Source organism: Roseateles sp., from assembly GCF_036486225.1.
Taxonomy (GTDB): Bacteria; Pseudomonadota; Gammaproteobacteria; order Burkholderiales; family Burkholderiaceae_C; genus Roseateles.
Map to the genome: position 1 here is coordinate 1 of NZ_DASVNZ010000289.1, position 10,325 is coordinate 10,325.

A 10,325-nucleotide genomic window follows, 5' to 3' on the forward strand; every position below is an offset into this window, starting at 1 on the left:
GGCGTGGTCGCTGGAGCGCATGGCCGAGCGCGCGGGCATGTCGCGCAGCGCCTTCGCGGCGCGCTTCCGCGAGCTGGTGGGGCAGGCGCCGGCGGCGTACCTCGCCGACTGGCGGCTGAGCCTGGCGCAGGAGCAGTTGCGACTGGGCCGCTCGATCAAGCAGATCGCCGATCAGCTCGGTTATGCGAATGCGTCCGCGCTGTCGCGGGTCTTCACGCAGCGGGTGGGGCGGTCGCCGAGGGAGTGGCGGCAAGGGTTGGTGGCGCAGGACGAGTCGGACGCTGCTTGAGACTTGCATCGACGGCGATCCCGCCCCGCAGGACGAATCGATGCGGGCGCTGGACGTTCAGTGGCATACGCGGACCGGGCACCTTCCACACTGGGATACCTCAACACTTCCCTGATGTGGACCCCATGAAGATCGCCGTATTCGACACCTACGTCACCCGGCCGGACGGCCGCTTGATGCACTTCGACATCCTCGTCCCGGATGCTTCACGAGCGCAGGAGCAGGTGCTGGCGTTCGGCCGCAAGTACCTCGCCGCGAGAGGTTTGCCTGCGCATCAGCTGTCGGCCGAAGAGTGCCGCTTCTGCCACATGGAGATCGCGCCGGAACCGGTCGTCGAGGAGATCGCGCGCGAGGGCTTCGCGATCATCGAGTTGGCCAACTGCGAGTAAGGCTGAGAGTTCTCAGGCAGGGCGTTTCCAAGCCTCAGGCTTGCGAGGTTCTATTGACCGCCTGAAGCAGAGGAGTTGGGACGCAAGGTAATCCTGATCCCCAGATCGCCGCCTTGCCGGTACCAGAGCAGGTCTTCCATCTGGAAGCCAGATATCTCTAGATGCTTCTCATCCCGCCATTTGGCGTTGATGCCCTTGAGCCGCGCGTTGACGCCAAAGTAGCCGCGATGAATCTCATCGCTGCCCTTCTTGATAAGGACCAGGCCTGTCTCGGTGCTGGAGAATCCGCCGCATCCTCCTGATCTGAGCTCAGCGCGGAAGGTTCCTGCGGGAGATTCGAATGCTGAAGAAGGGCCGTCGCTGCAGATCTTGTTGTCGCATGCCGAGAGTGCGGCGACGGCAAACGCCGCAAGCAGTGCGATCGGCATGATGCGACGAGCAACGTTGCTGCTCATTTTTGTGAACATGATTTCTTCCCCGGCGAGCCTTCTTGATACACCGGATTCGCTCGCGTGGAACGCCGGCACAGTCGCGACTTCCGCTCGAGGCTGAGAGCGTTCCTTGGCCTCCCATCGCAAGGCGGGCATGTACGAAGGAAAGCCACCCGACCGGAGCCGAATCACACATGCTCAAATTCCGGGCAAGCTTGGTTAACGAATTCCGCCTACCTATGCCGAACTACCCGAACGTACGCCACTGCTTGTATACGGTCTTCAGCCCCGACCTCGCTCTGTCGGAGCACGCAGCTGTGGCCATGCTAGTTCGTACAGCTCGCAACGCCGGCGTTACAGAAGCCCTTCGAAAGGAGCTTGCGGAATTGTCTGCAGACGAAAGCACGTCGTGGCGGGAGTTACTGGATGAGTTCGATGTCTTGTACGCGGCGAGCGAGGAGGAAGCTCGTGAGTGGGTCCAGCGTTGCTTCGTAGCGCCCCTCGAAAATGCAACCTAGTCGGCAGTTGCAGCTCACGCCCTGCGGCGCGGCTGAACGCAGCGGCCGGCTGAGTGCACTAGCAAGATGGCTATGTCCTCTTTCGCTGCATTGCAGCCGCCTGAAAATACGAGTGACCCGCACGTGCCGCCTATCGCGCATGACCGTGAATCCGGCGTGCGGGAGTTCAACCTCGGCGCCACGCCCGAAGGCCGCGCGCTCTACCGGTCACAGGGTTTCGTCGACTATCCCGCCGAGATGCGGCGACGCGTCTGAACGGATACTGAAATCCCCTCGCGCATCTGGGCGGTGGGCGGCATGTGGGTCGGGTCTTGCCTGAAAGAATCGGATCAACGCGGCAATGGGGGAGGGATGACAGTGAGCACTCAAGCGACATCTCATGGCGGGGCCGGCGCTGGCCCATCGCACAGCTCGCGGTACTTCCGATTCGTCGGCGCTGACCGCGGCGATTGGAAGGTGCTCAGTCAGCGCACGATCATCGGCGAAGCGCTGCCGGACGTGGCCGGGCTGACAGTCTTGACACCGACGTCGTCGCAGTTCGATCCCGCGCATTGGATGCTCAGCGGCGTGACAAGCAACGAGCGCTACGTGGAGCGCGACGAGAAAGCCGCGCTGGTCAGTCGGCAGGAGTCCTTGGGACGTCCAGCCGCCACCCGCGCGGCGTTGATCCCGATCCGCAAGAACGCGGCCTGGTGGGCGCTGACCCAGGACGAACGTCGCCGGATCTTCGAAGCGGACTCCCGCCACATCGCCATCGGCCTTCAGGCGCTGCCGGCGATCGCGCGTCGGTTGCACCACTGCCGCGACCTGCCCACGTCGGAGCCCTTCGACTTCCTGACCTGGTTCGAATACGCGCCGCAGGACGAGCCCATCTTCGACACGCTGCTGCGGGATCTGCGCGCCACGCGCGAGTGGACCTATGTCGACTGGGAAGTCGAGTTGCGGCTGGTGCGCGAAGTCTGACGACCCTCGCGCCTCAGGCCTTCTGCATGGCGAGCATGTAGTTCACCCCTGTCCATCCGAAGAGGCGGAAGGTCCTGGTGATCGGGTTGTAGCGCAGCCCCTTTTCCTCTCGCAGCACCAGGCCGGCCGTGGCCGCCATCGCCTTCAGCTTGGCCGGCTTGATGAACTTGGCGTAGTCGTGCGTGCCGCGCGGCAGCACCTTGAGCACCCGCTCGGCGCCGAAGATGGCGACCAGCCAGCTCAGCGGCGATCGGTTGATCGTGGAGAAGAACACCCATCCGCCCGGCTTCACCAGCGCCGAGCAGGCGGCCACGACCTGCGCGGGATCCGGGACGTGCTCGAGCATCTCCATGCACGTCACCACATCGAAGCTGCCCGGGCACTCGCTCGCGAGATCCTCGGCAGCGACATGGCGGTAGGCCACCGAGGCCTGGCTCTGCGCCGCATGGAGCATGGCGACCTTCAGTCCCTTGTCCGCGAGGTCGATGCCGAGCACCTCCGCGCCGCGGTGCGCCATCGATTCGGCCAGGATGCCGCCGCCGCAGCCGACATCCAGGACGCGCTTGTCCCGCAGCGAGACCAGCCGGTCGATCCATTCGAGCCGATGCGGATTGATCGCGTGCAGGGGCCAGAACTCCGACCCGGCGTCCCACCAGCGCGAGGCCAGCGCCTGGAACTTGTCGAGCTCGGCGGCGTCGAAATTGGTGTGCGTCGTCATCTTGTTGTCCTTGTCTTGAGGGTGATTCACCAGTGCCGTTGGCGGCGGTTCCAGAGGTACAGGAGGCGGGCGAAGGCGATGTAGGCCCACGACGTCAGGGTCCGCAGACCGGGGAGGCCCAGCGGCTTGAGGAGCCAGCCCCCGCGGCGCTGCAGCGACCAGGTCGTCAGCAGCGCCGGCGCGCCCACCTGCAGTCGGCCGTCGGCGTCGACGAGGTGCAGCCGCTCCCGCACGCTTTCCAGGTCGAGGCCCAGCGGCGCGAGGCGTTCCGGGTGGCGGTGCACGTCCACCCATTCGACGCTGCGCTCGTCGATGCGCTCCCGCAGCGCACACACGCCGGCGTCGCAGACCGGGCAGGCGCTGTTGTAGTAGACCGTGCGACGTCCGACGACGTCATCGACGGCGGGCGGCACGGAAGAGCGGGGATCTGTGGACATGCGGACTCCTGCGATGGCGTCAGCATAACCGTTAATTAGCTAAATGGCTAACTAGCTAAATGGCGAAGGCGATCGACGCGGCGGCTAAGATGCGGCGATGGATAAAGTCTTCGAAGCGCTGGCCTCGACGCCGCGGCGCAAGATCCTGGCCTTCCTGTCCGAGACGGAGCTCTCGGCGGGCGACATCGCGAGCCGCTTCGACATGACGAAGCCGTCGTTGTCCAAGCACCTCAGGATCCTGGAGCACGCCGGCCTGGTGAAGGCCGAGAAGCGCGGGCAGTTCGTCTTCTACAGCCTGCAGAAGGACAGCCTGGCCAACACCCTCACGAGCTTCGTGCAGCAGGTCTGTCCGGTCTCCACGAAGCTGCGCAAGGAAAGCAAGGCCATCGCTTCCGCCAAGACCTCGCGCCGGAGCACCTGAACCCGCTCAGCGCTTCGCCTTGATCTTCGCGCCACCCTGCCTGCCGTCCGGATCCGGCGCGCGGGCCGGCGAGCGGGGTCGCGCGGCGTTCTTCCGGCCAACGATCTCCTGCGCGAGATCCGCCAGCGTTCGGGCGCCCAGCCGCTGCAGCAGCGCGCTCTCGGCGTCCTGAAGGGCCTCCCCCAGCAAGCCGTTCACCGCCGCCTCCACCGGGCAACTGGGGTTGTCCTGGGCGGGGCCGATCGCGAAGGTCGTCGCGTGGGCGATGGCGTCGTAGACATCCCGAGCCGTGACGCGTTCAAGCTCGCGCGCCAGCACCCAACCGCCGCCGCGTCCGCTCGTGGAAGCCACCAGGCCTGCCGCGCGCAGGGACGCCATCGTCCGTCGCACCACCACCGCGTTGGTGTGCAGCATCTGGGCGAGCGTCGCCGACGTGGTGGTGCCGCCATGCAGATGCATGTGGATCAGCACATGCAGCAGACGGGCGAGTCGGGTGTCCTGGGCCATGGGTCTTTTGTGCAACTTGACGAGTTACGATATTCTTCGGGTTCGACACTATCGCTCATTGCCGCCATGACCGCCGCTCGTGAATACACCCTGGAAGTGAACAGCATCCGCCTGCATCTGAGAGAGCAGGGCGAGGGCCCGTTGGTCCTGCTCTGCCACGGTTTCCCGGAGACCTCGCTGGTGTGGCGGCATCAGCTCGAGGCGCTCTCGGCGGCCGGCTTCCGGGCGATGGCACCGGACCTTCGCGGCTATGGCGGCAGTGAGTCGCCGTCGGATGTCCATGCGTTCACGACGCTCGACGTGCTGGGCGACCTGATCGCGCTCCTCGACGTGCTCGACGAACGTCAGGCCGTCATCGTCGGCGGGGACTGGGGCGCGACCTTGGCCTGGCAGGCGGCGCAGCTCCGGCCCGACCGGTTCCGCGCCGTGGTCGCGCTCGGCGTGCCGCTGATGGGGCGCGCGCCGATGCGGCCGAGCATGCTGTTTCCAAGGACCGACACCGCGCGCTTCTACACGCACTTCTTCTCCGAGCCCGGTGTGGCCGAGCAGGAGTTCGAACGCGACGTCGGCAAGACGCTTCGCCAGATCTACTTCGCCGCGTCCGGAGAGGCGGGGCCGCGCAACGATGCGCGCACGCCCAATCCGTTCGGCATGGTGGACCGCGCTGTCGGCCTGCTCGCGGCACTGCCCGACCCCGACACGCTCCCCGCGTGGATGCCGCCGTCCGATCTGGCGGCGCTGGTGGCGAGCTTCGAGCGCAGCGGCTTCCGGGGCGGTCTCAACTACTACCGCAACCTCGACCGGAACTGGGAGTTGCAGGCGGCGTTCGACGGCGTGAAGGTCGAGGTGCCCGCGCTCCATCTGATCGGAGAACGGGACGTGGGGCTGGCCATGCCCGGCATGGATCGGATCATCGAGGCCATGCCCGCCTTGGTGCCCCGCTTGTCGGCGTCGACGATGATCGCGGGCGCGGGACACTGGTTGCAGCAGGAGGCGCCGGACGCCGTCAATGCTGCGTTGATCGGCTTTCTGCGCGGGCTGTCGTCGAGCGCATGACCAGCGGCAGCAGCCGCCGTTCAGCGCTTGGCCTTGCCCTTCTCGATGTCCATCTTGCTGTCCGGATCCAGCGTGCGGACCAGGTAACGCGTGCGGGCGTCGAAGGCGCCGCGGGCGATGACGACGCCAGGGTTCTCCGCGTGATAGACCGCCGCCTCCAGGATCACCGGATCCTTCGACGGCGCGATCAGCCAGCCGCCGGGCTCGACCTTGGGCAGCGGCTTGCACGGCATCGGCCCGGTGTGTTCCGCGATGCCCTTCTCGGGATACCAGATCACGCACTGGCCGCTCTTGAGCGGCAGCAGCGGCGCCGGGATGCGGTTCTTGGCCGTCACGTTGAAGTAGGAGTTGTCCTGTCCGGGCGCGGCGCGACCCACGTCCCGCGCGGGATCGGAGGCCTTGCCGACGGATTGCGCCGCGGCACCGAGGCCGGTGAGCAGGGCGGTCGTGCCGACGAGGGCGACGGCGAGGTGGCGAATGGTCATGACGGGTTCCTCTTGTGCTGCGGCCTCGTGCAGAGGCCCTTGCCGACAACAGGCAACCGGCATGCCAGCGCCCAGGGGCCAGGCACCCACGTGCCTGGCAGACCGGACGCGCGGACGTGTCCCCCCGCGCGGCCAGGGCGTCCTCGTCAATGATTGATGAAGGCCAGCAGCCGCCGGAGCTGCTCCGTGAGTTCCCCGATCACCACGCCGGTCAACGTGCGGAACTCCAGGATCGGGAAGTCGCCGGGATCGAGCTTCTTGCCGTAGCTGCCGAGGGACTCCATCTGGGCCTTCTCCGCCTTCCCGCCCGGGAAGTGCTTCTTGGTCAGTCGGTCCACGCCCTTGTTGTAGCCGCCGAAGAAGCCGACGGTCGGCAAGGCGTCGTTGACCCAGTCCTGGATGGTCAGGGCGTCCAGGTTCGCGCCGCCGCCGGCCACCGCCCCGGCGGGGAAGACCGGATCGCCGATCACGACACCTCCGGGCGGCGGCAGGGCGGCGTTGATGGTCGTGAGCACGATCTGCCGCATGTCCGCCGGCGTCAGCGCGGCCTTGGTGGGGTTGGACAACTTCTTCAACATGCGTGAGAAGTCGGTTCGCGCAAGATGCGCACCCGCCGCCGACTTCGCGTAAGGCAGGATTCCCGCCGCCGATCGAGCCGTGACGGGAATCGTCGCCATGAGCGCCACGATCCCCGCGAGGTGGTCGCGCTCCGCCTGTGTGAGCGCGTTGAGCGCCCCCGTCCCGTTCACCGCGACCGCCGCATGCGGTCCCACCGCGAGACCGCCGCCGACCGCCACCGGCTCGTAGGGCCCCAATGTTCCGCGCGCCGCGTCGTCGTCCGCATTGGCGCCCACCGGGGCCAGCGTCGCCAGATAGTTCTGCGCCTGCGCGCCGGTCAGATGATCCAGCAGCTTGGCGGGATCGATGCCGCCCGTCATCTGGAGCTGGCCGACGATGTTGGCCGCACCGTTCCCCAGGAATCGATATTCGTCGGAGCCGCTGCCGCCCACCCCGGCGATCTGGTTCGCGCGCGTCCATGCGGCGGCGGCGTTGCTGGCGGCGATGGCATTGATCGCGCCAACCGCGCCCGGAGCCGTGTGGGTGACCAGGTTCAACACCTCGTTGGCGTCGGTCTCGTCGATCTCCTTGATGATCACCTCGAGTTGACTGGCCCCGTTGACGTCGACGTCCGCCGTCAACTGGAATCCGGGGAACTGGCGCAGCACGTAGCCCTTGTCGTGGGGATGCGTGCCGTTGCCGAAGAAGTTCCGACGACGGGTGTTGATGTCCGTCATCTCGTACTCGAATCCCACCTTGCGCTGTATCGGCACCGCCGGTCGAGCTTGAAAACTGGCGCCGAAGGTGGACTGCAGCGTGGCCCGCTGCGCCTGCAGGCCCGGTGACGCGTCGACGTAGGCCTGCAGCGCGATCCGGCGGGACGGTGCGACCGAAGGGGCCGCGGTCGTCGCCGACCCCGTCTTGCCAGGCTGGCGCTCGGCCGCCGCTCGAGGACTCCCTGCCGATGTCGACTCCGTTGCGCGCATGCAGCCTCCGGGCGGCGTCCGGCCGCGAGGCTGCACGATAGGAAGCCGTGCCTGCTCAGTCCATCGGCATGCCGCTGAGTTTGGGGAGCGGAAGATCCGAGTCGCCCGCGATCCACTCAGGCCCATGTCGGGCGCGCGCAGTCCCGACCTATCATCGTGCCCGCGCGACCGGCAGGGAGTGAGCAGCCCGCGCGCCCACGACGACTTCGGAGCCGCCTGCAATGACGCCTCTCTCTCCGGCCCACCCTTCGACCTCTGGCGCCGCGACCTGCCACAACTGCGACCTCGCGCTCCAGCCCGGCGGAAGCTTCTGTCCCCACTGCGGTCAGGAGGCCCATCTGCACGCGGCCTCGATGCGCGAGTTCATCCATGAGTTCATCGGCCACTACGTCGCGCTCGAAGGGCCGTTGTGGCGGACCCTCTGGGCGATGCTGTTCCTGCCGGGGCGTCTCACCCGCGAGTACTTCATCGGAAGGCGCCGGCGCTACGTCCAGCCGCTGCGCCTGTACCTGAGCCTGAGCTTCGTGTTCTTCATCGCCGTGCACCTGCTGCCCGGCGATCACGGGCTCACGGTCACCCGCGATCAGCAGACCATCGCGCAAGCGCGCCAAGGCAGCTGTTCCAGTCCCGGCAGCAATTGCAGCGGGTGGCAGCGTCGCCTCGACGGCATCGGCGAGCGGCTGGCCAGCGGCTCCTCCGCCGCCCAGGTGCAGAAGCGCATGGACAAGCTCGCCCCGTACGCGATGCTGCTGATGCAGCCGGTCTTCGCCGGCCTGCTGGCGTTCATCTTCCTGCGGCGCCGGATGAAGTACGCCCAGCACTTCGTCTTCGCGCTCCACCTGCACGCGTGCTGGTTCGCGGCCTACCTGCTCGCGATCGTGGTGCCGGCCGCGGCGACCGTCATCGTCGCGCTGGTCCTGCTGCACGGCGTCATCGCGCTGCGGACCATCTATGGCACGAGTTGGTGGGGCGGGATCTGGCGCGGCGGACTGCTCGCGGGGCTCTATCTCCCGCTGCTGCTGATGGGCGTCGTCGCGCTGGTGGCCGGTGCGGCGATGGTGAACTGACCCGGACGATCCGGCCCACCCTCAAGCCTGCGGCTTGTGCTCCACCCAGGCGAGCAGCGCATCCAGGGCCGGGCAGAGCGACTGCCCCCACGGCGTCATCGCGTACTCGACGCGGGGCGGCTTTTCGTCATGCACGATGCGCTCGACCAGGCCGTCCGCCTCCAGGTCGCGCAGCTGCTGGGTCAGCATCTTCGGCGAGATGCCCGTGATCGCGCGCTCCAGCTCGGAGAAACGCCGCACCTGGCCGCCGAAGAGGTTGAACAGGATCAGCAGCTTCCACCGGCCGTCCAGCAGCGACCAGGCGGCCTCGAGGCCGATGGCGGCGCTCAGCGCGGTGTAGCTCGGGCGTGGAGTCATGGCGGCACTTACTTTCTGGTGCGTGCTTGTGAGCATGGGCAGGGCTCCTGAAGATGAGGCACTCGCGGGGGCCACCCGCTGTTGCCAGAACAGGAGTTCCGATTGTCTTCAAGTACTGAATCCCGTCCCCGTCGTGCCCTCGTGACCGGAGGAACGAAAGGCGTCGGACGCGCCGTGGTCGAACGCCTGCTCGCGTCCGGCTTCGAGGTGCTGACCACCGCCCGTCATCGTCCCGATGGCACACACGAGGCCCGCTTCATCGAGGCCGATGTGGCGACTGCCGACGGCGTCCGCGCCGTCGCCGATGCCGTCCTTCGGCAGTGGGGCGGCGTCGACGCGATCGTCCATGTGGTCGGAGGCTCCGCGGCGCCGGCCGGTGGCTTCGCGGTGCTCGACGACCAGGAGTGGCAGCGCGAGCTGGATCTCAACCTGCTGTCGGCCGTCAGGCTCGATCGCGCCTTGCTGCCCGGCATGCTCGCGCAGGGATCGGGCGTGGTCGTCCACGTCACGTCCATCCAGAGCGTGCTCCCGCTGCCCGAGGCCACCATGGCCTACGCCGCGGCCAAGGCGGGGCTCTCCAACTACAGCAAGGCCTTGTCGAAGGAGCTCAGCCCCAAGGGGATCCGCGTCGTGCGCGTCTCTCCCGGCTGGACGGAGACCGAGGCCGCGGTGGCGCTGATGTCCCGCGTGGCGGAGCAGGCGGGCGGCACCGTCGATGAGGCCCGTCAGACCATCATGGCGTCGCTGGGCGGCATTCCGCTGGGGCGTCCGAACCAGCCGAGCGAGGTCGCGGACCTCATCGCCTTCCTCGTGTCGGACCAGGCCGGCGCCATCACGGGGACGGAGTTCGTGATCGACGGCGGCACCGTACCCACCGTCTGATGGCCCACCACGGTCTGACTGCCCACGGTCTGACAGCCCACGGTTCGCCCCGGCCGGCTAACGGTCGGCGTCGAGCAGCTCCTGCATCACCTGCTCGAGCTCGTTGAACTCCACCGGTTTCACCAGGTGCGCGTCGAAGCCCGCGGCGGCCGTGGCCTCGCGGTCGGAGCGCTGCCCCCAGCCGGTGATCGCGATCAGCGCGAGCGGCTCCGCGCCCGGCATCGCGCGCAGCTGCCGCGCGACGTCCGTCCCCGACAGGCC

General features: G+C 67.6%; 15 protein-coding genes and 1 pseudogene. 8 read left to right on the top strand and 8 right to left on the bottom strand.

All coding sequences use genetic code 11. The features are described from left to right. Both VF536_RS18830 and VF536_RS18835 read left to right on the top strand, forming a co-directional pair. Positions 1–289, top strand: a 289-nt coding sequence (locus VF536_RS18830) for a helix-turn-helix transcriptional regulator (RefSeq protein WP_331616397.1), incomplete at its 5' end; no start/stop codon positions are given. 125 nt (positions 290–414) lie between these two features. Beyond that, a complete protein-coding gene (locus VF536_RS18835) occupies positions 415–678 on the top strand; it encodes a DUF2024 family protein (protein WP_331616398.1) in 264 nt (87 codons plus the stop codon). Positions 679–728: 50 nt separating this feature from the next. Here the strand turns inward: VF536_RS18835 and VF536_RS18840 are convergent, their stop codons facing one another. Continuing rightward, complete coding sequence (locus VF536_RS18840) at positions 729–1,145, bottom strand: hypothetical protein (protein WP_331616399.1); 417 nt, start codon at positions 1,143–1,145, stop codon at positions 729–731. A 605-nt stretch (positions 1,146–1,750) separates the two neighbouring features. Here VF536_RS18840 and VF536_RS18845 point away from each other — a divergent pair. Both VF536_RS18845 and VF536_RS18850 read left to right on the top strand, forming a co-directional pair. Further along, on the top strand, positions 1,751–1,882 hold the full coding sequence (locus VF536_RS18845; protein ID WP_331616400.1) for a hypothetical protein: 132 nt from the start codon (positions 1,751–1,753) through the stop codon (positions 1,880–1,882). Between the two features lie 201 nt (positions 1,883–2,083). Then, positions 2,084–2,590, top strand: a complete 507-nt coding sequence (locus tag VF536_RS18850; protein ID WP_331616401.1) for a chlorite dismutase — start codon at positions 2,084–2,086, stop codon at positions 2,588–2,590. Between the two features lie 13 nt (positions 2,591–2,603). Here the strand turns inward: VF536_RS18850 and ubiG are convergent, their stop codons facing one another. Both ubiG and VF536_RS18860 read right to left on the bottom strand, forming a co-directional pair. After that, complete coding sequence (ubiG, locus tag VF536_RS18855) at positions 2,604–3,308, bottom strand: bifunctional 2-polyprenyl-6-hydroxyphenol methylase/3-demethylubiquinol 3-O-methyltransferase UbiG (RefSeq protein ID WP_331616402.1); 705 nt, start codon at positions 3,306–3,308, stop codon at positions 2,604–2,606. A gap of 26 nt (positions 3,309–3,334) precedes the next feature. Beyond that, the gene (locus VF536_RS18860; protein ID WP_331616404.1) at positions 3,335–3,745 is read right to left on the bottom strand and encodes a DUF393 domain-containing protein; all 411 of its coding nucleotides are present in this window, start codon (positions 3,743–3,745) and stop codon (positions 3,335–3,337) included. A gap of 97 nt (positions 3,746–3,842) precedes the next feature. Between VF536_RS18860 and VF536_RS18865 the strand changes: the two genes are divergently transcribed. Further along, complete coding sequence (locus VF536_RS18865) at positions 3,843–4,166, top strand: metalloregulator ArsR/SmtB family transcription factor (RefSeq protein ID WP_331616405.1); 324 nt, start codon at positions 3,843–3,845, stop codon at positions 4,164–4,166. A 6-nt stretch (positions 4,167–4,172) separates the two neighbouring features. Here the strand turns inward: VF536_RS18865 and VF536_RS18870 are convergent, their stop codons facing one another. Then, positions 4,173–4,673, bottom strand: a complete 501-nt coding sequence (locus VF536_RS18870; protein WP_331616406.1) for an Rrf2 family transcriptional regulator — start codon at positions 4,671–4,673, stop codon at positions 4,173–4,175. Positions 4,674–4,739: 66 nt separating this feature from the next. Here VF536_RS18870 and VF536_RS18875 point away from each other — a divergent pair, with 66 nt between their 5' ends. Further along, positions 4,740–5,729, top strand: coding sequence for an alpha/beta hydrolase (locus VF536_RS18875; protein WP_331616412.1), 990 nt, complete (start codon positions 4,740–4,742; stop codon positions 5,727–5,729). Between the two features lie 20 nt (positions 5,730–5,749). Here VF536_RS18875 and VF536_RS18880 read toward each other — a convergent pair whose 3' ends face one another. Both VF536_RS18880 and VF536_RS18885 read right to left on the bottom strand, forming a co-directional pair. Continuing rightward, positions 5,750–6,214, bottom strand: a complete 465-nt coding sequence (locus tag VF536_RS18880) for a hypothetical protein (RefSeq protein WP_331616407.1) — start codon at positions 6,212–6,214, stop codon at positions 5,750–5,752. A 146-nt stretch (positions 6,215–6,360) separates the two neighbouring features. Beyond that, positions 6,361–7,758 carry a hypothetical protein gene (locus VF536_RS18885; protein ID WP_331616408.1) on the bottom strand — a complete coding sequence of 466 codons (1,398 nt, stop codon included), beginning with the start codon at positions 7,756–7,758 and terminating at the stop codon, positions 6,361–6,363. A 221-nt stretch (positions 7,759–7,979) separates the two neighbouring features. Here VF536_RS18885 and VF536_RS18890 point away from each other — a divergent pair, with 221 nt between their 5' ends. Then, complete coding sequence (locus tag VF536_RS18890; protein WP_331616409.1) at positions 7,980–8,825, top strand: DUF3667 domain-containing protein; 846 nt, start codon at positions 7,980–7,982, stop codon at positions 8,823–8,825. A 21-nt stretch (positions 8,826–8,846) separates the two neighbouring features. Here the strand turns inward: VF536_RS18890 and VF536_RS18895 are convergent, their stop codons facing one another. Beyond that, positions 8,847–9,182 (bottom strand): helix-turn-helix domain-containing protein, encoded by a 336-nt coding sequence (locus VF536_RS18895; RefSeq protein ID WP_331616410.1) that lies wholly within the window; start codon positions 9,180–9,182, stop codon positions 8,847–8,849. Between the two features lie 102 nt (positions 9,183–9,284). Here VF536_RS18895 and VF536_RS18900 point away from each other — a divergent pair, with 102 nt between their 5' ends. Beyond that, on the top strand, positions 9,285–10,064 hold the full coding sequence (locus tag VF536_RS18900; protein WP_331616411.1) for an SDR family oxidoreductase: 780 nt from the start codon (positions 9,285–9,287) through the stop codon (positions 10,062–10,064). 57 nt (positions 10,065–10,121) lie between these two features. Here the strand turns inward: VF536_RS18900 and VF536_RS18905 are convergent. Then, a pseudogene (locus VF536_RS18905) lies at positions 10,122–10,325 on the bottom strand (hybrid sensor histidine kinase/response regulator); the annotation flags it as partial.

Bases quoted from the DNA above. Each gene is read 5' to 3' on its own strand.
- VF536_RS18835 (WP_331616398.1), top strand. From the start codon at position 415: ATGAAGATCGCCGTATTCGACACCTACGTCACCCGGCCGGACGGCCGC.
- VF536_RS18890 (WP_331616409.1), top strand. From the start codon at position 7,980: ATGACGCCTCTCTCTCCGGCCCACCCTTCGACCTCTGGCGCCGCGACC.
- VF536_RS18875 (WP_331616412.1), top strand. From the start codon at position 4,740: ATGACCGCCGCTCGTGAATACACCCTGGAAGTGAACAGCATCCGCCTG.
- VF536_RS18885 (WP_331616408.1), bottom strand. From the start codon at position 7,758: ATGCGCGCAACGGAGTCGACATCGGCAGGGAGTCCTCGAGCGGCGGCC.
- VF536_RS18860 (WP_331616404.1), bottom strand. From the start codon at position 3,745: ATGTCCACAGATCCCCGCTCTTCCGTGCCGCCCGCCGTCGATGACGTC.
- VF536_RS18865 (WP_331616405.1), top strand. From the start codon at position 3,843: ATGGATAAAGTCTTCGAAGCGCTGGCCTCGACGCCGCGGCGCAAGATC.
- VF536_RS18880 (WP_331616407.1), bottom strand. From the start codon at position 6,214: ATGACCATTCGCCACCTCGCCGTCGCCCTCGTCGGCACGACCGCCCTG.
- ubiG (WP_331616402.1), bottom strand. From the start codon at position 3,308: ATGACGACGCACACCAATTTCGACGCCGCCGAGCTCGACAAGTTCCAG.
- VF536_RS18840 (WP_331616399.1), bottom strand. From the start codon at position 1,145: ATGTTCACAAAAATGAGCAGCAACGTTGCTCGTCGCATCATGCCGATC.
- VF536_RS18870 (WP_331616406.1), bottom strand. From the start codon at position 4,673: ATGGCCCAGGACACCCGACTCGCCCGTCTGCTGCATGTGCTGATCCAC.
- VF536_RS18895 (WP_331616410.1), bottom strand. From the start codon at position 9,182: ATGACTCCACGCCCGAGCTACACCGCGCTGAGCGCCGCCATCGGCCTC.